Raw genomic sequence first — 19,735 nt, 5'->3', positions numbered from 1 at the left:
AATAAAAAAGATAAAAAAGAAGAAAAGAAACAATAAAATTTACACTTTATTGTTGATTAAGCAGTTAGTCTTAGGATTGACTGCTTTTTTCATACCTAGAAAGGATTGATTTATGCGTATGATTTGGAACAAAGGACACCGTATCAGAGCCAGCGACAAGCACCTTGTCTACCACTTTTCCATAGGGACGCTTCTGTTTGTATTCATGGCGGTTCTTCTGCTACTGAACATCAAACAGCTCATGCGTACCGACTGGGAACATTTCAGCTTGTTAGAAAACGGCTTGACGCTTTCCCCTTACAACTTCATAACTGTGCTGATAGCGACTGGTGTTTGTGCATTGGTCGCTTTTCTGTATTACCGCTTCTGTTACGACAGTTTCAAGAAGCTATTGCACCGTCAAAAGCTGGCACGAATGATACTGGAAAATAAGTGGTATGAAGCCGATACCGTACAAGACAGCGGTTTTTTTACTGACCTGCAAAGCAGATCAAGGGAAAAAATCGTCTGGTTTCCAAAGATTTATTATCAAATGGAAAAGGGATTGCTCCATATCCGCTGTGAAATCACGTTAGGAAAATATCAAGACCAGCTTTTACGGTTAGAGGATAAATTGGAAAGTGGCTTGTATTGCGAGCTGACCGACAAGACCTTACATGACGGCTATATTGAATACACCCTGCTTTATGACATGATAGCAAACCGCATTACCATTGATGAAGTATGGGCAGAAAACGGCTGTCTTAGGCTGATGAAAAATCTTGTGTGGGAATATGACGCACTCCCTCACGCTTTGATTGCTGGTGGGACTGGTGGCGGTAAAACTTATTTTCTGCTGACGCTCATTGAAGCCTTACTGCATACCAACGCTGTCCTTTATATCTTAGACCCAAAGAACAGCGACCTTGCAGACTTGGGAACAGTCATGCCTAATGTCTATCACACCAAAGAAGAAATGATTGATTGCGTCAATGCCTTTTATGAGGGCATGGTACGGCGAAGTGAGGAAATGAAGCAACACCCGAACTATAAGACGGGCGAAAACTACGCCTATCTGGGACTTCCACCCTGCTTTCTTATCTTTGATGAATATGTAGCGTTTTTTGAAATGTTGGGGACAAAAGAAAGCGTGAGCTTACTTAGCCAGTTAAAGAAAATCGTTATGTTAGGGCGACAAGCAGGTTATTTCCTTATTGTTGCCTGCCAGCGTCCAGACGCAAAGTATTTTTCAGATGGTATCAGAGATAACTTCAATTTCCGTGTGGGACTTGGGCGTATCAGCGAATTAGGTTACGGTATGCTGTTTGGTTCAGATGTGAAAAAGCAGTTTTTCCAGAAGCGTATCAAGGGGCGTGGCTATTGTGATGTGGGAACAAGCGTCATAAGTGAGTTTTACACGCCTTTAGTCCCAAAAGGACATGATTTTTTACAGACTATCAGCTCTCTTGCACAAGCAAGGCAGGACGGGACGGCGACGTGCGAAGCGAAAGGCGACGGCACGGACTAGCCGTTGCTGGTGTGGCGTCAGCCACGCCAGCAGGTAAAACCCCTCGGTATCTAACAGAGGGGTACGTTTGCAAATAGACAATAGACAAAAAACATAGGAAACATAAGGCTTCTGGCATGGTTTTCTAGCAAAAATCGGCTGTGAAGTCGCCTTAAAAAACTTCACACTTTACAGATTGGGGGTATGGTTCTGAATGAAGAACAACGGATAAAAGAATTACGGGAGAAACGGATTGCTTACGGTATCTCACAAGGCAGGCTGGCGGTGGCTTCTGGTATCACAAGGGAATATTTCAACAAGATAGAAAGTGGAAAAATGAAGCCGTCAAAGGAACTTCTGGAAACTCTGCATAAGGAACTGGCAAGGTTCAATCCAGAAGTACCGCTTACCATGCTGTTTGATTATGTGAAAATTCGTTTTCCCACGCTGGATATACAGCACATCATCAAAGATATATTAAAACTGAATATCAATTATATGCTCCATGAAGATTACGGACATTACAGTTATACGGAGCATTATTCTTTAGGGGACATCTTTATCTATACGTCGGCTGACGAAGAAAAAGGTGTCCTTTTAGAGTTAAAGGGGCGTGGTTGCCGACAGTTTGAAAGTTACCTGCTGGCACAACAAAGAAGTTGGTATGACTTTCTCATGGACGCACTCATAGACGGTGGCGTGATGAAGCGTATCGACCTTGCTATCAACGACCATACGGGTATTTTGGATATTCCAGAGCTTGCGGAAAAATGCAGGAAACGGGAATATATCGGAAAGTCCAGAAGTTATAAGTTTTATCAGTCGGGCGAGCTTATCAAGCATAGAGAGGACGACAGAGAATATATGGGACGCACCCTTTATCTTGGTTCGCTAAAATCAGATGTGTATTTCTGTATCTATGAAAAGGACTATGAGCAGTACGTCAAGTTAGGGACACCGCTGGAAGAAGCCGACATTATCAACCGTTTTGAGATACGGCTTAGAAATGAACGTGCCTATTATGCAGTACGAGATTTGCTGACCTATTATGACGCAGAGCAGACTGCCTTTTCTATCATCAACCAGTATGTGCGGTTTGTTGATGAAGAAGCAGACAAGCGAAAAAATGACTGGAAACTCAATGACCGCTGGGCGTGGTTTATCGGCGATAACAGACAGAGCTTGAAGCTGACGACAAAGCCAGAGCCTTACACCTTAGACCGTACATTGCGGTGGGTACAACGGCAGGTAGCACCGACCTTGAAAATGCTGAAAAGGATTGATAAGGGAAACGGAACAGACTACATGAAAACTATCGAACAGCAGGCAAAGCTCACAGAAAAGCATGAAATGATAATCAAACAGCAGACGACCCCTGCAAAAGATTTAGTAGAAAGTTAGGAGTGATGAAAAAATGTGGGAATTATTGAAAGACTTCCTGCTGGTATCTGTTGGAACGGGTATCGGCGTAGCCTTGATGTGTATTTTAAGTGTTGGCAAAGGAGCTGACTATGAAATGAAGAAATTAAAAGAAAGCGAGGACAAATAACATGAATTTCGGGCAAAATTTGTATCAATGGTTTTTAAGCAACGCACAGAGCTTAGTGCTTATGTCGATTGTGGTTATCGGTATCTACTTAGGGTTCAAGCGTGAGTTTTCAAAACTTATCGGTTTCTTGGTAGTTGCCTTGATTGCTGTCGGCTTGGTATTCAATGCTGGCGGTGTGAAAGATGTACTGTTAGAGCTGTTCAATAAGATTATCGGTGCATAAAATTTTATTGTGGGGCTGATGTATGGGTGCTATAATGTGAAAAAAGAAGTAATCGAGGTGTTCTATTTTGAATGAGAGAGAAAAAATTATTCGTTTATGGTTTGATATGTGGTTGAAACAGCAAGACTTAGGAATAGATAAAATTTTTACAGAAGATGTTGTTTATACGGAAAGCTGGTGTCCTAAATATGAAAATCTTAAAACAGTAAAACATTGGTTTAATGAATGGAATACTCGTGGTAAAGTCATTATTTGGGATATTAAACAGTTCTTTCATAAAGAAAATCAAACTGTCGTAGAATGGTATTTTAAAAATGAAATGAATACGGGAAGCGTTGAAGAATTTGACGGTATTTCCTTAATTGAATGGACAGAAGATAACAAAATCAAATCATTAAAAGAATATGGTTGCAATCTGAATAACTATAATCCATATCAACACAGCGATAACCCTCAATTTAGAGATGAAAAAACAAACTGGTTTTAAAACTTAATCAAATTATATCCATATACATAAAGCAGTTAGTCTTAGGATTGACTGCTTTTTTCTTACCTAAAATCAGATTGGAGTGATGAAATGAGCGATATTTTTAAGGATATGCAGGCAAACGTCGGCTGTGATTATATTTCTAACCTGCCCTCTTACAAGCGTAAAGTGTGGCATGAAATGAAGCGATTACCGCTTACGAATTATGATATAAAACAGTTAGAAGATTTTTCAAAGTATGTGTTTGGTATGTCGTACCAGAGCTTAAAAGATGTGATGAAGCAACAGAAAGGACGTGAGGAACAATGCAGGAAACAAGGGTGCTGGTGGAAACGAGAGGAACAACTGGCGAAGAAACAATATCATACTGGTTCGACCTGCCGATAGATGTTGCCGAGTTTGAAGAAAAGTTAGGTATCGGTGCAGAAAGTGGGGATTATCGTATTATCGAAAAGGTGTTGCCTTATGCTGATGAAGTCCACGAACACACCAGCGTGTACCAGCTCAACGAATTAGATTTTATGTACCGCCAGCTTTCAAGTGATATGCAGGAAGAATATGTATCACTACTTACGGTGTTTGAAAATTTAGAAGCACTTTATATTTGCAGGAACGTGATTATTGTTTATCCCGACTGTAAAAGCATGATAGATGTTGCAAGGCAAAAGCTGATGAACGACCCGATGTTCAAGCATTTATCCGAGGACTGTCAAGAATACTACTTTGACTTTGAAGCCTACGCTTCTCACTTGCAGGAACACGGGAAATTTTTAGTAACAGAACACGGTATCTTTGAACTGCCAGAGTAGGAAATGAGGTGGTGCTTATGATTGATGATATGGCGGTTTATATTGCTAATCTTGGCAAATACAATGAGGGCTATTTAGTCGGTGCTTGGTTCACGTTCCCCATTGACGAGGAAGATGTGAAAGAAAAAATCGGCTTGAATGAACAGTATGAGGAATACGCTATCCATGATACCGACAACTTTCCCATTGCGATTGGCGAGTATGTTTCCATTGAAGAACTCAATGAGATGTATGAAATGATAGAGGAACTTCCCGACTATATTGTAGAGTGTCTGGACGAATTTATCAGCCACTATGGGACGCTGGAAGAAGTCGTGGAACATAAGGACGATATTTACTATTATCCCGACTGTGAAACCATGACAGATGTTGCCTACTACTACATAGACGAATTGCAGGCACTTGGGGACATTCCACCCAGCTTACAGAATTACATTGACTATGAAGCCTACGGGCGAGATTTGGATATGGGCGGTTGCTTTATTGAAACAAGCCGAGGTATGTGCGAGATACCATATTAACGCTGGAAGATCAGCGACAAGCATTGTTGCTACTGACAGCGTATTTCTCTTTAAGGGACAGTCTGAAAATGGCTGTCCTTTTCTATTTTGAAAGGAGCTGAAAGAACTTGAAAAAGATTAAAAGCTACACGGGTATCTGGAACGTGGAAAAAGTCTTGTATGCAATCAATGACTTTAACTTACCCTTTCCCGTTACTTTTACACAGATTACATGGTTTGTGATTACGGAATTTATCATCATTCTGTTTGGGGATATTCCCCCACTTTCCATGATTGAGGGAGCATTTCTCAAATACTTTGGTATTCCCGTTGCTCTCACTTGGTTCATGTCGCAGAAAACCTTTGACGGAAAGAAGCCGTACAGCTTTTTGAAATCACAGATAACCTATGCCCTGCGACCAAAAATCACTTATGCAGGAAAAGCCGTAAAACTGCATAAGCAGATATTGAATGAAACAATCACGGCAGTAAGGAGTGTGAACTATGTTCCCGATAAAATATATTGACAATAACCTTGTCTGGAACAAGGACAATGAGGTGTTCGCCTACTATGAGCTGATACCATACAACTATTCTTTTCTATCCGCAGAGCAGAAATTTATCGTGCATGACAGTTTCCGACAGCTTATCGCACAGTCCCGTGAGGGTAAAATTCATGCGTTGCAGATTGCCACAGAAAGCTCAATCCGCAGTATGCAGGAACAGTCAAAGAAGCTGGTAACTGGAAAATTAAAGGAAGTTGCCTGCCAGAAGATAGACGAACAGACCGAAGCGTTAGTATCTATGATTGGGGACAATCAAGTGGACTACCGCTTTTTTCTTGGCTTTAAGCTCATGGTTACGGAAGAACAGCTCAATCTGAAGAACATCAAAAAATCGGTGTGGCTGACGTTCACAGAATTTCTCCATGAAGTGAACCACACGCTGATGAATGATTTTGTTTCCATGCCGAATGATGAAATCAACCGTTACATAAAAATGGAAAAGTTACTGGAAAATAAAATCTCCCGTCGCTTTAAGGTGCGTCGCTTGGAAATCCATGATTTTGGGTATCTCATGGAACATCTTTACGGCAGGGACGGTATCGCTTATGAAGATTATGAGTACCAGCTACCAAAGAAAAAATTGAACAAAGAGACGCTGATAAAATACTACGACCTTATCCGTCCGACAAGGTGTGTGATTGAGGAAAGCCAGCGGTATTTACGATTGGAACATGAGGACAAGGAAAGCTATGTGTCCTATTTTACCGTCAATGCGATTGTAGGAGAGCTTGATTTTCCGTCGTCTGAAATCTTCTATTTCCAGCAACAGCAATTCACATTCCCCGTTGATACGAGCATGAATGTAGAAATCGTGGAAAATCGGAAAGCATTAACGACCGTCCGCAACAAGAAAAAGGAACTGAAAGACCTTGATAATCACGCCTATCAAGCAGGAAGTGAAACCAGCTCAAATGTGGTGGACGCTTTAGACAGCGTGGACGAGCTGGAAACTGATTTAGACCAGACAAAAGAAAGTATGTATAAGTTAAGCTACGTCATACGGGTGTCTGCACCCGATCTTGACGAGCTGAAACGCCGTTGTGATGAAGTCAAGGACTTTTACGACGACCTCAATGTAAAGCTGGTGCGTCCTGCTGGGGATATGCTGGGGCTTCATTCTGAATTTTTACCAGCCAGCAAGCGATATATCAATGACTATGTGCAGTATGTAAAATCAGATTTTTTAGCTGGGCTTGGCTTTGGTGCGACACAGCAGTTAGGAGAAACTACGGGTATCTATATGGGCTATTCTGTTGATACGGGAAGAAATGTGTACCTGCAACCGTCCCTTGCCAGTCAAGGTGTAAAAGGTACAGTTACCAACGCTTTAGCGTCTGCTTTTGTCGGTTCGCTTGGCGGTGGGAAATCGTTCTGTAACAATCTTCTGGTATATTATGCGGTGCTGTTTGGCGGTCAAGCACTTCTGTTAGACCCTAAAAGTGAGCGTGGTAACTGGAAAGAAACGCTCCCAGAGATTGCACATGAAATCAATATCGTAAATCTTACCAGCGATAAGGACAATGCAGGGCTTCTTGACCCGTTTGTGATTATGAAGAATGTAAAAGACGCTGAAAGTCTGGCAATCGACATCTTAACATTCCTTACGGGTATTTCTTCAAGGGACGGCGAAAAATTCCCCGTACTTCGTAAGGCAGTACGCTCCGTTACCCAGAGCGACAGTCGGGGCTTGCTCCATGTGATAGACGAGCTACGCCGTGAAGATACGCCCATATCAAGAAATATCGCAGACCATATCGACAGCTTCACGGACTACGACTTTGCACACCTGCTGTTTTCAGACGGTACGGTAGAAAATGCTATCAGTCTGGATAATCAGCTCAATATCATTCAAGTAGCCGACCTTGTACTGCCAGATAAAGATACCACTTTTGAAGAATACACGACCATTGAATTGTTGTCTGTGTCTATGCTGATTGTGATTAGTACCTTTGCCCTTGATTTTATCCATTCGGACAGAAGCATTTTTAAGATTGTCGATTTAGACGAAGCGTGGGCGTTCTTAAATGTGGCACAAGGAGAAACCTTATCAAATAAGCTGGTTCGTGCTGGGCGAGCTATGCAGGCAGGCGTTTATTTCGTTACCCAGTCTGCCTATGACGTGTCAAAGGAAAGTCTGAAAAACAATATCGGCTTAAAGTTTGCATTTAGAAGCACGGATATAAACGAGATAAAGCAGACCTTAGAGTTTTTCGGTATCGACAAGGACGATGAGAACAACCAGAAACGCTTGCGTGATTTGGAGAACGGACAATGCTTATTGCAGGACTTATACGGGCGTGTCGGTGTGGTGCAGATACACCCAGTCTTTGAAGAACTGCTACACGCCTTTGATACCAGACCGCCCGTACAGAGAAATGAGGTGGAGTGATGAAAGAAAGGATAAAAGGTGTGTTCACAAAAAAGAAGATTTTCCACTTTCTCAAAATGGCTCTGTTCGTGGTGGCACTCTCCCTTATCCTGCTTTCACTTTTGGGGACGGTGGCTCATGCGACGGGGCTTGTAGACGATACCATAAACGCAGAAAATCTTTATTCAAAATATCCCCTTTCCAACTACCAGCTTGATTTTTTCGTCGATAATAGCTGGTCGTGGCTTCCGTGGAACTGGCTCGACGGTATCGGAAAATCGGTACAATACGGGCTGTACTGCATTACCAACTTTGTCTGGACTATCAGTTTGTATTTGAGTAATGCAACGGGCTATGTGGTGCAGGAAGCCTATAAGCTGGACTTCATCAATGATATGGCAGACAGTATCGGAAAGAGCATACAGACCCTTGCAGGCGTTACCGAGAACGGCTTTTCTTCTACGGGCTTCTATGTTGGTTTCCTGCTTCTCATTATCTTAGTGGTGGGAATGTACGTTGCTTATACGGGACTGATAAAACGGGAAACCAGCAAAGCACTTCACGCTGTTATCAACTTTGTGGTGGTGTTCGTGCTGTCCGCTTCATTTATTGCTTATGCTCCCGACTATATCAAGAAGATAAATGAATTTTCATCAGACATCAGTACCGCTTCTTTGGATTTGGGAACAAAAATCATGCTCCCTAACTCCGACAGCGAGGGTAAGGACAGCGTGGACTTGATACGGGACAGCCTATTTTCTATTCAAGTGGAACAGCCGTGGCTCTTGCTTCAATTCGGGAACAGCAACGCAGAAGAAATCGGGACAGACCGTGTAGAAGCTCTCGTATCGGCAAGTCCAGAGGACGAGGACGGGAAAACCAGAGAGGAAGTCGTGAAAACAGAAATCGAGGACAACGACAATAACAATCTGACAATACCGCAGGTCGTGAACCGTTTGGGTATGGTGTTCTTCCTCTTGTTCTTTAACTTGGGTATCACGATATTTGTATTCTTGCTTACGGGCATGATGTTGTTCAGCCAGATACTTTTTATTATCTTTGCAATGTTTTTACCTATCAGTTTTTTACTTTCCATGATACCGAGCTATGAAAGCATGGCAAAGCAGGCAATCGTGAGAGTATTTAATACCATAATGACACGGGCAGGAATAACGCTCATTGTAACGGTGGCATTTAGTATTTCCAGTATGTTTTACAACATTTCCACAGACTACCCATTCTTTATGGTGGCGTTCTTGCAGATAGTATGTTTCGCTGGTATCTACATGAAGCTGGGCGACTTAATGAGTATGTTCTCACTTAATGCTGGCGACAGTCAAAGCATGGGACGACGCATATTCCGCAGACCGTATCTGTTTATGCGACATCGGGCTAGGCGTATGGAACACCGTATTGCAAGGGCGGTAAGTGCTGGCGGTATTTCGGGCGGTGTAGCTGGTGCGGTGGCTGGAAGTGCCGTTGCTGGCAAGAGAGCCGAAAGAAAAAATACGGCTTCTAAAGAAAATCGGGGCAATACCACTTCCAGCATGGGACAGCGTGCAGGTTCAAAAGTCGGTGCTGTTTTAGATACGAAAAATAAAGTGAAAGACAAGGCAAACGCTGTCAAAGAGAATATCAAGGATATGCCGACACAGACCGCTTATGCGGTGTATTCCGCAAAGGAAAAGGCAAAGTCCAGCGTGTCCGACTTCAAGCGTGGCATGGTGCAGGAACAGCAGTCCAGACAGACGGGACGCTTGGAAAAGCAGGAACAGCGTAAGAAAAATATCGCTGACAAACGTATGGAGCTTCAAAAGGCACAAGAAGCAAGGCAGGTACAGCGAAAGGCTGACGGATCAGCGACAACGGGAGCTACCCGTCCCCATGAGCGACCAGTCACAGCTTCAACCATTCCAAAGCCGAGTGTTGAAAAAATGCAGGAAGTCAAACGCCCAGCCACAGCTCCAACTCCGAAAGCAAGTGAGCCAGTCAAGACAAATGTTATCAAAGAGCGTCCGTTATCTTCTGGTGCTTCTGATAAGAAAGCACCCCAGCCTACACAGACAGTACATAGGCAGAATGTAGAAAAAGTGGTATCGCAGGAAACACGCCAGAATGACACCAAAGACCGCAGGATAAAGGTTCAGCAGACCCAGAGCGTCCAGAAGAACCAGCAGACCATAGAGAAAACCCGTAACCTTGTAACGAAGAAAGGACAGAAGAAAAAATGAAACTGAAACATATCGCTATCATTGGCAGTCTGTTTCCTATCCTCTTTTCTCTGGTGCTTTTCTTTGGCGTCCTCATTAGTGCGGACAGCGACGACGAGAACAGCAATTTTTCTTCTGGCATTACGGGTATGAACCTATCCGCAGAAGTCTTGAAACATCAGCCTATGGTAGAAAAATACGCCAGAGAAAACGGTATCTCCGAGTATGTCAATGTGTTACTTGCTATCATTCAAGTAGAAAGTGGCGGTACGGCAGAAGATGTTATGCAGAGTTCGGAAAGTCTTGGTTTACCGCCTAATTCCTTAGATACGGAAAGCTCAATCAAGCAGGGGTGTAAGTATTTTGCGTCCCTGCTTTCTTCCTGCAAAAATCAAGGTATCGACGACTTGAATGTAGCGATACAGTCTTATAACTATGGCGGTGGCTATGTGGGATATGTGGCAGGAAAAGGAAAAAAACACACTTTTAATCTTGCAGAGAGCTTCGCCCGTGAGAAATCGGGTGGAAAGAAAGTAACCTACACCAACCCGATAGCCGTTGCTAAGAATGGGGGCTGGCGGTATGGCTATGGAAATATGTTCTATGTGGAAGTAGTCAATCAGTATTTAGCAGTTCCGCAGGTATCGGGAGAACTGGCACAAAAGGTAATGAATGAAGCGTTGAAATATCAAGGCTGGAAGTATGTGTATGGTGGCAGTAACCCGAATACTTCCTTTGATTGTTCGGGATTGACGCAATGGTGCTATGGAAAAGCTGGTATCTCCTTACCGAGAACAGCACAAGCACAGTATGACGCAACCCAACATCTGCCACTCTCGCAGGCAAAAGCAGGCGATTTGGTGTTTTTCCATTCCACCTATAACGCTGGTTCGTATGTAACACACGTCGGTATTCTTGTTTCGCCGACACAGATGTACCACGCAGGCGACCCGATAGGATATGCAGACCTAAGTAGTAGTTACTGGCAACAGCACTTAATCGGTGCAGGACGAGTAAAACAATAGAAAGGACTTGAAAAATATGTTTAAGAAGAATAAGAAACAGACAGAAACTATCAAAGAACCAAAAGAAAAAAAGGTGCGTACTGTCAAGGTAGGCACACATAAGAAAACCGTGATTGCGTTGTGGGTGGTGCTTGTCGCAAGCGTGAGCTTTGGGGTGTATAAGAATTTTACGGCTATCGACCAGCACACCACCCATGAAAAAGAAATCATTGAACTTTGCTTGCAGGACACCAACGGGATAGAAAATTTCGTGAAAAACTTTGCGAAGTCCTATTACACATGGGATAACAGCAAAGAAGCTATCGAAGCAAGGACGCAGGCAATCAGCGGTTATCTGACAAAGGAATTGCAGGACTTAAATGTAGACACCATTAGAACCGATATACCGACCAGCTCCACGGTTACAGATGTGATTGTATGGCATATCGAGCAATCGGGAGCGGACACTTTTTCTGCTACCTACGAAGTAGATCAGCAGATAAAAGAGGGAGAACAGACAAGCAATGTGAAAGCAACCTATACTGTAAAAGTCTATGTGGACGCAGACGGGGATATGGTAATCGTTCAAAACCCTACCCTTGCACCAGCAGTTGAAAAATCAGACTATGAGCCTAAGACACCAGAAGCAGACGCAAGCGTGGACGCTGATACGGTAAATGACGCTACCGCTTTTCTGGAAACATTCTTTAAGCTGTACCCAACAGCGACGGAAAAAGAGCTTGCTTACTATGTATTGGGAAATGTGATTGAACCTATCGGCAGGGACTACCTTTATTCTGAACTGGTAAACCCTATCTTTATAAAGGACGGCGACAATGTGAAAGTCAAGGTTGCGGTAAAATTCATTGATAATCAGACAAAAGCGACGCAGGTATCGCAGTATGAGCTTGTGCTACATAAGGATAGTAACTGGAAGATTGTAGGATAAATGATATAGCGTGCATTTCCTATCAGATTTGCACGCTTTTACAAAACGACAAGAAAACTGTGCAAAAATATTGACTTGTAATGACCGAATGCTATAATATAAATGACAAGTGTACTTGGTATTATTTGAAGGGAGCGTTATATAATGGATAAAGAAAAAATACTATCACAAAACAAAAAAGAGAATCTATATCTTGATGAATACGAAAAACATATTAAACTTCAAGGGAAATCTTTTGGCTTAATGTTTGTTTTATTTATCTGCATTTTAATTCTTTTCATTAAAGCAGTTTGTAAAGAACCTTACTATGACATAATGACAATTATTGGGTCTGTGGCATTTGGCTCTATGGGTTATGAAGCACATATTTCAAAAAATAAATCCAAATTTGTTATTGCTTTATTCTTTTTTCTATTTATGGGGTATTACTTTTATAAATTTTTAATGGTAGGTTTATAGAATGGACGAACATTTAATTTTGCGAAACAGATTAAAAACTGTACGAAAAGAAAAAAAATTATCACAAACAGAATTAGCTGAACTAGTCGGGGTTTCTCGGAATACAGTTAGTTCTATTGAAACTGGACAATTTAATCCAACAGCAAAATTGGCATTAGTGCTTTGTATAGCTTTAGATAAAAAATTTGAAGAATTATTTTATTTTGATTAAAGGAGAGAACGATTATGGAATTAGAGGAATTGATTGTTGAAATAGTTATAGGATTGTTTTTACTTTTTACATCTTATCAAATAGGTATAAAAGAGAATATTACTTTATTACATGGTTATCATTATACACAACTTGACCCTAAAGATAAAAAGGTGTTTACAAAAAAAATAGGAATAGGCACTTTACTGGTTAGTATTGGTATTCTTGTTATGCCGATTATCAATTTAATCTCTCATTCTGAATTAGGCTATTACATAGGTCTTATTTTGATTGTTGTAGGAGTGTTTTATATCATATTCATCATTGTAAAATACAATGGAAAACTTATTAGCTTTAAAAAGTAGAATTGAGGTATGAATATGATAGGACTGAACAAAAGAGATATAAAAAAGGCATTGAAAGCTGGTGCAAAAGCTGGCGGTGTATCATTGGCTGATGTTCGGGCGGATATTGAAGCTACGATTGATGAAGCTATGAATAGCACCGACCCAGAGGTGCAGGCAAATTTCAAAAAGTATTTTGGGAATAAACGCCCTACACCAGAAGAATATATTTATATCATTACGAAAAAGACAAAGGCAAAATTATAATAAAAGGGTCGTGGAAATGCTTCACAAAATTGTGATCTGCATTATCACGGCTCTTTTACTCTCTGTTTACTTTCAAAACTGTAAGTGTAATTGAATACTGCCCTTGCTATAATTTAATTGTATTCCAAAACAAATAAATGTGGCAGGAAGAAAGGAGCGATTTTTAATGGAACACATTTTAAATTTAGAGCAAGTAAAAAAATACTACGGGGGTAACTCTGGAAATATCACAAAGGCAGTAGACGGTATTTCTATGTATGTAGATAAGGGCGAATTTGTCGCAATCATGGGAGCTAGTGGTTCTGGAAAGACTACCCTATTAAACTGTATCTCTACGATTGATACTGTAACCAGCGGACACATTACAGTCAATAATCAAGATATTACCAAAATCAAGGATAAAGATTTTGCTGATTTCAGACGTGAAAATTTAGGGTTCATTTTTCAAGATTTCAACCTTTTAGATACTTTAACGATTGGAGAAAACATTTCTTTATCATTGGTTATCAACAAACAGAACCCTACTGATATTGAGAAAAGAGTTCATGCTATCGCCGATAAATTGGGTATTCGTGATATTTTATCGAAATTTCCTTATGAAGTTTCTGGCGGACAAAAACAGCGTTGTGCTTGTGCTAGAGCCTTAATCAATGAACCGAAACTGATTTTAGCTGATGAACCGACGGGAGCTTTGGACTCAAAAGCTTCCAGATTATTACTGGAAACAATGTCTGAAATCAACAAGAAAATGCAGGCTACTATTTTAATGGTAACACATGACCCGTTTAGTGCGTCTTTCTGTGAACGTATTTTGTTCTTGAAAGACGGTAAAATATTCAATGAAATTTTCAGAGGGGAAAAAAGCAGAAAAGATTTCTTCAATGAAATACTGGATATATTAACCTTGCTCGGAGGTGAAGTGGGAAATGTTAGGTAAGTTAGCGTATAGAAATACAAAAAGAAATATTAAAGATTATTTGATTTATCTGATAACCGTTACTGCATCCTTTTCTCTTATATTTGCTTTTAATTTGGTGGCAAATTCTGATGAAATTGTAAAGTTATGTTCCAGTATGGATGCATTTAAGAATTCATTGTTCGCTGTAAATATTCTTATTATTTTTGTGATATGCTTTTTGATCAACTATACAACGAAATTTATGTTTGAAAAAAGAAGTAAAGAATTAGGAACATATATGCTTCTTGGCATTAAGAAAAAAGAAATTGCCCACTTAGTTGTAATTGAAAATATACTGTTGGGAATTTTAGCATTTGTATTAGCTATTCCTATTGGCTTTTTATTCAGCCAGTTTGTGTCGTTAGTAATTGTAAACTTACTGGGTATTCCAAAAACTCTCTTTATTTCTTTGAATTTCGTTTCTATTGGACTATTGATAATTTATTTTTTAACTATTTATGTTTTGGTTTTGCTTAATCTATTAAGAAGAATAAGTAAAATGACGATACGTGATTTTCTTTATTTTGACAAACAAAATGAAAAGAAAATGTTCCGTGACAGTAAAAAAAGAAATGTCATTTTTGTTTTAAGTATTATTCTTGGTGCGATTTCTCTTTTTCTCTGGAATTCACGTTGTACTATGGATAATTTTAATAAGCAAGAAACACTTACTTATTTGATGGTAAGCGTAATCATGTTGATTATCAGCATTTATGGTATATCTACAACTTGTGCAGATATGTTCTTGACTGTTATCTTAAAATTTTGTATAATAGGAATTGAAGTTAAATTAGATGCTAAAAATTTGTAATTAAGAAGGAGGGATTCGTCATGTTGGTATTCCAAATGCGTAATGTAGATAAAACATCTACTGTTTTGAAACAGACTAAAAACAGTGATTACGCAGATAAATAAATACGTTAGATTAATTCCTACCAGTGACTAATCTTATGACTTTTTAAACAGATAACTAAAATTACAAACAAATCGTTTAACTTCTGTATTTATTTACAGATGTAATCACTTCAGGAGTGATTACATGAACAAAAATATAAAATATTCTCAAAACTTTTTAACGAGTGAAAAAGTACTCAACCAAATAATAAAACAATTGAATTTAAAAGAAACCGATACCGTTTACGAAATTGGAACAGGTAAAGGGCATTTAACGACGAAACTGGCTAAAATAAGTAAACAGGTAACGTCTATTGAATTAGACAGTCATCTATTCAACTTATCGTCAGAAAAATTAAAACTGAATACTCGTGTCACTTTAATTCACCAAGATATTCTACAGTTTCAATTCCCTAACAAACAGAGGTATAAAATTGTTGGGAATATTCCTTACCATTTAAGCACACAAATTATTAAAAAAGTGGTTTTTGAAAGCCGTGCGTCTGACATCTATCTGATTGTTGAAGAAGGATTCTACAAGCGTACCTTGGATATTCACCGAACACTAGGGTTGCTCTTGCACACTCAAGTCTCGATTCAGCAATTGCTTAAGCTGCCAGCGGAATGCTTTCATCCTAAACCAAAAGTAAACAGTGTCTTAATAAAACTTACCCGCCATACCACAGATGTTCCAGATAAATATTGGAAGCTATATACGTACTTTGTTTCAAAATGGGTCAATCGAGAATATCGTCAACTGTTTACTAAAAATCAGTTTCATCAAGCAATGGAACACGCCAAAGTAAACAATTTAAGTACCATTACTTATGAGCAAGTATTGTCTATTTTTAATAGTTATCTATTATTTAACGGGAGGAAATAATTCTATGAGTCGCTTTTTTAAATTTGGAAAGTTACACGTTACTAAAGGGAATGGAGATAAATTATTAGATATACTACTGACAGCTTCCAAGAAGCTAAAGAGGTCCCTAGCGCCTACGGGGAATTTGTATCGATAAGGGGTACAAATTCCCACTAAGCGCTCGGGACCCCTTGTAGGAAAATGTCCTAAGTGTGGCAACAATATTGTATTAAAAAAATCGTTTTATGGTTGTTCAAATTATCCTGAATGTAAGTTTACTTTAGCTGAACATTTTAGAAAGAAAAAACTAACCAAAACGAATGTAAAAGAATTACTGGAGGGAAAAGAAACCCTGGTAAAAGGAATCAAAAACAAAGAGAAAAAGCCCTACAATGCCGTTGTAAAAATTGGGGAAAAGGGATATATTGATTTTATCTCTTTTTCCATTAAAACATAAAAGCCCTTTAAAGAGGGCTTTTATATATTAATCACAAATCACTTATCACAAATCACAAGTGATTAATCACAAATCACTTGTGATTTGTGATTCTTAATGATACAATATTACTATGTTTTAGCTTTAAAGGCTCGTACAGACTATATGTTTTGTGCGGGCTTTTTTCATACCCGAAAAAATTTAAAAAATTTTTCAAAAGAGGTCATTAAATCAGTAAACGGTAGAATACGAGTACCTTTTTATTCACTTCAAGTTATGCCATAATCATACTCAACAAAATAACATAGTCAAAAAAGTTTAGTACTTAACTTTTTTAACTGACTATGATTCAGAGGAGGAATATTATGGCTACGCAAACCAGCCTTGTAGCTCAGCAGGTCAGAATCCGACAATGGGCAGAACAGATCCGGAATTGTCAGAATCGTCCCAAAGGGATGGATGTTGAAACCTGGTGTACCCAAAATAATCTTACAAAAGCCAACTATTATTACCGTCTCCGGCGTGTCAGGCAGATATGCCTGGATCAGATGCAGGACACAGAAACCACTGCTTTTGTGGAACTGCCCGCACCTGCACCAGATCCAAAGAAAACAGATACTCCAAAAGAATCCGGTACATGCATTTCGGCAGGAACTCTGCCAATGATCCGTATTAAAAATACCAGGGGACTGTCAGCTGAGATATTTTCCGGTACTTCACCGGAAATGCTCTGCCATCTCATAAAGGCTTTTACCCATGCTGAATGATGCAGATGCTTCCGGATTTAAAAAGGTGTATCTGGCGATGGGATTTACGGATCTCCGTCGTGGGATCGATGGACTGGCAACGATCGTACGCTTTCAGTTTAAGCTTGATCCTTACGACAAAAATACACTGTTTCTTTTCTGTGGAAGAAGATGTGACCGGATCAAAGCACTGCTCTGGGAAGGCGATGGTTTTCTCCTTATGTACAAGAGACTCGATAATGGTGCATTCCGGTGGCCCCGTTCGGCAGATGAGGCAATGGCGATCACAGACGACCAGTACCGTATGCTGATGCAGGGACTGGAGATCGTTGCACGCCATCCGATCTCTGAGCTGAAAGAGACACCCCGCATTATGTAGCCTGTGCAAAATGCCGAAAATAAAAAAGTACCAAAACTGTAAAAATGATGTGTATCAACCGGATGAAAAAGGTTATCCACAAACAGTCTTTTCTCATTCCATTTGTTATCGTGTGAATAGAAAAACTGTTGTGGATAATACATCTGAAAAGCTGTAAAACAACGGCTTTCCAGATGTATTATCCACCGTCATTATGACGAAAGCCCATATCTGAAGGATTGGCGGAAATACAAAAATTCTGTTATAATCGGAATCAGTATAAAGACAGGAGTTCCGGTTATGACGATCAAGTACACAAAAGAACAACTGAATAAGTTTGATAAGGATCTGCTGATAGAGCTTTTTCTTGGGATGCAGGGACAGATGGAAGAATTGTCCAGGCAAACGCAGGCCTTAAATGACAGGATGCAGCTGATGATGGAACAGATGGTCCTTTTCCAGAAGAACCGTTTTGGCAGATCCAGCGAAAAAATGGCGGATTCTGAACAGATACGTTTCATGGAAGTAGACGGGACTATCGTATTCTTTAATGAAGCAGAGGCAGTCTGCGACCTGGATGCACCGGAACCTGATGACCTGGAATTGAAAGCACCCAAAAAGAAAAAACAGCCAGGGAAAAAAGCGGCTGATATAGCAGGGCTGACAGTAAAACGTATTGATCACTATCTGAAAGAGGAAGAACTGACGGCTGAGTTTGGTGAAAACGGATGGAAACAGCTTCCGGATGCCATTTCCCGATGTTATCAGTTCATTCCGGCCAGTGTCGTGATAGAGGAACATCATATCGGCGTTTATTCCAGTAAACTGGATGAACACATGATAAAGGCACCCCATCCCAGAAATCTGCTTCATGGAAGCCTTGTATCCCCGTCCCTTGCTGCGGCAGTCATAAATGGCAAGTATGTAAATGCGGTACCTCTCTACCGTCTTGAAAAAGAATTCGAAAGGTACGGGCTTGCCATTACCAGACAGAACATGGCGAACTGGATGATCCGTCTTGGGGAAGAATATCTGGGAACCATGTATGATTATCTGCATAAACTTCTGTATGATTATCATGTGATACAGGCAGATGAGACTCCTGTACTTGTAAATAAGGACGGGCGTCCTGCCGGCAGCCAGAGTTACATGTGGGTGTACCGGTCCGGCTTTATGTACCGGGATCGTCAGATCATCCTTTATGAATACCAGAAAACGCGTAATGCATCCCATCCCCGGGAATTCCTGAGGGATTACACTGGGATCTGTGTTACGGATGGGTACCAGGTATATCATACATTGGAAAAGGAGCGTGAAAATCTGAAGATTGCAGGCTGCTGGGTTCACTGCAGGCGCAGGTTTAACGATGCACTGGAAGTGATACCAAAAGCACACCGAAAGGAATCAATCCTGCATCTGATCATGAAACAGATACAGGCCATTTACCGGGAAGAGGGAAAACTGTCTGATTTTTCTACGGAAGACAGGCTCATGCAGCGTCAGCTTGTGGTAAAACCACTGGTGGATGCTTTCTTTGTGTACCTGAAACAGAATGAACCTAAGATTCCAAAGAACGGTAAAATACGGGAAGCATTTACATATGCACTGAACCAGGAAAGCTACCTGAAAGTTTTTCTGGAAGATGGGGATGTTCCAATAGACAACAATGCCAGCGAACGTGCGATCCGTGGATTCTGTATAGGGAAGAAAAACTGGGAGATGATCGATACGGTCAATGGAGCCAATAGTTCAGCGATCATCTACAGTATCGCAGAAACTGCAAAGGCGAATAACCTGAAACCTTTCGATTATTTCGAATATCTGCTTACGGAGATTCCCAAACATGTAGATGACAAAAACACAGATTTTCTTGCAGAACTTCTGCCATGGTCAGATATGTTGCCCGAAAACATTAGAAAGCCGCAAAAAGCCAGCGGAAAATAAACAGACCGCAAAAGCGGTCTGCTATTTGTCAAGGTACTCGTATTCTACCGTTTACCCAGGAACACTGCCCAACCATGAAAATATCAGAGGAAAGGACTACTATAAGTAAGGGTGACGTACTATGGC

Annotated in this window: 25 protein-coding genes; all 25 read left to right on the top strand. The window is 40.5% G+C overall.

Annotated features, from left to right (window positions below; translation table 11 throughout):
• Window positions 1-112: 112 nt before the first annotated feature.
• The 25 genes from DWZ44_RS10465 (at window position 113) to tnpC (ending at window position 19,609) form a co-directional block, all read left to right on the top strand.
• Complete coding sequence (locus tag DWZ44_RS10465) at window positions 113-1,507, top strand: FtsK/SpoIIIE domain-containing protein (RefSeq protein WP_003062524.1); 1,395 nt, start codon at window positions 113-115, stop codon at window positions 1,505-1,507.
• Between the two features lie 183 nt (window positions 1,508-1,690).
• Window positions 1,691-2,887 (top strand): MobT family relaxase, encoded by a 1,197-nt coding sequence (gene mobT, locus DWZ44_RS10455; RefSeq protein ID WP_003062030.1) that lies wholly within the window; start codon window positions 1,691-1,693, stop codon window positions 2,885-2,887.
• Between the two features lie 13 nt (window positions 2,888-2,900).
• Complete coding sequence (locus DWZ44_RS10450; RefSeq protein ID WP_003061156.1) at window positions 2,901-3,035, top strand: DUF3789 domain-containing protein; 135 nt, start codon at window positions 2,901-2,903, stop codon at window positions 3,033-3,035.
• Between the two features lies 1 nt (window position 3,036).
• Window positions 3,037-3,258 (top strand): hypothetical protein, encoded by a 222-nt coding sequence (locus tag DWZ44_RS10445; protein ID WP_003060793.1) that lies wholly within the window; start codon window positions 3,037-3,039, stop codon window positions 3,256-3,258.
• 67 nt (window positions 3,259-3,325) lie between these two features.
• On the top strand, window positions 3,326-3,745 hold the full coding sequence (locus tag DWZ44_RS10440) for a nuclear transport factor 2 family protein (protein WP_003060053.1): 420 nt from the start codon (window positions 3,326-3,328) through the stop codon (window positions 3,743-3,745).
• A gap of 90 nt (window positions 3,746-3,835) precedes the next feature.
• Window positions 3,836-4,132: a hypothetical protein gene (locus DWZ44_RS10435; RefSeq protein WP_008687105.1), complete on the top strand. Its 297-nt coding sequence runs from the start codon at window positions 3,836-3,838 to the stop codon at window positions 4,130-4,132.
• On the top strand, window positions 4,051-4,554 hold the full coding sequence (locus DWZ44_RS10430; RefSeq protein ID WP_003062492.1) for an antirestriction protein ArdA: 504 nt from the start codon (window positions 4,051-4,053) through the stop codon (window positions 4,552-4,554). The genes DWZ44_RS10435 and DWZ44_RS10430 overlap by 82 nt, the downstream gene beginning before the upstream one ends.
• Before the next feature lie 17 nt (window positions 4,555-4,571).
• Window positions 4,572-5,075 carry an antirestriction protein ArdA gene (locus DWZ44_RS10425; RefSeq protein ID WP_002323345.1) on the top strand — a complete coding sequence of 168 codons (504 nt, stop codon included), beginning with the start codon at window positions 4,572-4,574 and terminating at the stop codon, window positions 5,073-5,075.
• Between the two features lie 107 nt (window positions 5,076-5,182).
• A complete protein-coding gene (locus DWZ44_RS10420) occupies window positions 5,183-5,581 on the top strand; it encodes a conjugal transfer protein (RefSeq protein WP_003061368.1) in 399 nt (132 codons plus the stop codon).
• Window positions 5,559-8,009: an ATP-binding protein gene (locus tag DWZ44_RS10415; protein WP_003060327.1), complete on the top strand. Its 2,451-nt coding sequence runs from the start codon at window positions 5,559-5,561 to the stop codon at window positions 8,007-8,009. The genes DWZ44_RS10420 and DWZ44_RS10415 overlap by 23 nt, the downstream gene beginning before the upstream one ends.
• The gene (locus DWZ44_RS10410) at window positions 8,009-10,219 is read left to right on the top strand and encodes a CD3337/EF1877 family mobilome membrane protein (RefSeq protein WP_003060083.1); all 2,211 of its coding nucleotides are present in this window, start codon (window positions 8,009-8,011) and stop codon (window positions 10,217-10,219) included. The genes DWZ44_RS10415 and DWZ44_RS10410 overlap by 1 nt, the downstream gene beginning before the upstream one ends.
• Window positions 10,216-11,223 carry a bifunctional lytic transglycosylase/C40 family peptidase gene (locus DWZ44_RS10405; RefSeq protein ID WP_003059774.1) on the top strand — a complete coding sequence of 336 codons (1,008 nt, stop codon included), beginning with the start codon at window positions 10,216-10,218 and terminating at the stop codon, window positions 11,221-11,223. The genes DWZ44_RS10410 and DWZ44_RS10405 overlap by 4 nt, the downstream gene beginning before the upstream one ends.
• A 16-nt stretch (window positions 11,224-11,239) precedes the next feature.
• Window positions 11,240-12,151: a conjugal transfer protein gene (locus tag DWZ44_RS10400; RefSeq protein ID WP_003062215.1), complete on the top strand. Its 912-nt coding sequence runs from the start codon at window positions 11,240-11,242 to the stop codon at window positions 12,149-12,151.
• Window positions 12,152-12,295: 144 nt separating this feature from the next.
• Window positions 12,296-12,610, top strand: a complete 315-nt coding sequence (locus DWZ44_RS10395; RefSeq protein ID WP_003061887.1) for a DUF6442 family protein — start codon at window positions 12,296-12,298, stop codon at window positions 12,608-12,610.
• Window position 12,611: 1 nt separating this feature from the next.
• Window positions 12,612-12,821: a helix-turn-helix transcriptional regulator gene (locus tag DWZ44_RS10390; protein WP_007286202.1), complete on the top strand. Its 210-nt coding sequence runs from the start codon at window positions 12,612-12,614 to the stop codon at window positions 12,819-12,821.
• Window positions 12,822-12,835: 14 nt separating this feature from the next.
• Window positions 12,836-13,165: a DUF3784 domain-containing protein gene (locus tag DWZ44_RS10385; RefSeq protein WP_003061243.1), complete on the top strand. Its 330-nt coding sequence runs from the start codon at window positions 12,836-12,838 to the stop codon at window positions 13,163-13,165.
• A 15-nt stretch (window positions 13,166-13,180) separates the two neighbouring features.
• The gene (locus DWZ44_RS10380; RefSeq protein ID WP_003060191.1) at window positions 13,181-13,411 is read left to right on the top strand and encodes a hypothetical protein; all 231 of its coding nucleotides are present in this window, start codon (window positions 13,181-13,183) and stop codon (window positions 13,409-13,411) included.
• A gap of 166 nt (window positions 13,412-13,577) precedes the next feature.
• Window positions 13,578-14,348, top strand: coding sequence for an ABC transporter ATP-binding protein (locus DWZ44_RS10370; RefSeq protein WP_003061398.1), 771 nt, complete (start codon window positions 13,578-13,580; stop codon window positions 14,346-14,348).
• On the top strand, window positions 14,338-15,180 hold the full coding sequence (locus tag DWZ44_RS10365; protein ID WP_003060411.1) for an FtsX-like permease family protein: 843 nt from the start codon (window positions 14,338-14,340) through the stop codon (window positions 15,178-15,180). Before DWZ44_RS10370 ends, DWZ44_RS10365 begins: the two co-directional genes overlap by 11 nt.
• A gap of 20 nt (window positions 15,181-15,200) precedes the next feature.
• The gene (locus DWZ44_RS10360) at window positions 15,201-15,284 is read left to right on the top strand and encodes a 23S rRNA methyltransferase attenuation leader peptide (protein ID WP_001814874.1); all 84 of its coding nucleotides are present in this window, start codon (window positions 15,201-15,203) and stop codon (window positions 15,282-15,284) included.
• Window positions 15,285-15,408: 124 nt separating this feature from the next.
• Window positions 15,409-16,146: a 23S rRNA (adenine(2058)-N(6))-methyltransferase Erm(B) gene (erm(B), locus tag DWZ44_RS10355; protein WP_008687088.1), complete on the top strand. Its 738-nt coding sequence runs from the start codon at window positions 15,409-15,411 to the stop codon at window positions 16,144-16,146.
• Window positions 16,147-16,291: 145 nt separating this feature from the next.
• On the top strand, window positions 16,292-16,582 hold the full coding sequence (locus DWZ44_RS10345) for a topoisomerase C-terminal repeat-containing protein (protein ID WP_117804865.1): 291 nt from the start codon (window positions 16,292-16,294) through the stop codon (window positions 16,580-16,582).
• Window positions 16,583-16,926: 344 nt separating this feature from the next.
• Window positions 16,927-17,328: a hypothetical protein gene (locus DWZ44_RS10335; protein ID WP_009243735.1), complete on the top strand. Its 402-nt coding sequence runs from the start codon at window positions 16,927-16,929 to the stop codon at window positions 17,326-17,328.
• Window positions 17,318-17,686, top strand: coding sequence for an IS66 family insertion sequence element accessory protein TnpB (tnpB, locus tag DWZ44_RS10330; RefSeq protein ID WP_009243734.1), 369 nt, complete (start codon window positions 17,318-17,320; stop codon window positions 17,684-17,686). The genes DWZ44_RS10335 and tnpB overlap by 11 nt, the downstream gene beginning before the upstream one ends.
• A gap of 279 nt (window positions 17,687-17,965) precedes the next feature.
• Window positions 17,966-19,609 (top strand): IS66 family transposase, encoded by a 1,644-nt coding sequence (gene tnpC, locus DWZ44_RS10325; RefSeq protein ID WP_117804822.1) that lies wholly within the window; start codon window positions 17,966-17,968, stop codon window positions 19,607-19,609.
• Window positions 19,610-19,735 lie beyond the last annotated feature (126 nt).

Origin of the sequence: Blautia sp. AF32-4BH (assembly GCF_003460565.1) — a bacterium.
GTDB lineage: Bacteria > Bacillota > Clostridia > Lachnospirales > Lachnospiraceae > Fusicatenibacter > Fusicatenibacter saccharivorans.
This window is presented reverse-complemented; position numbering and strand designations above follow the sequence as displayed.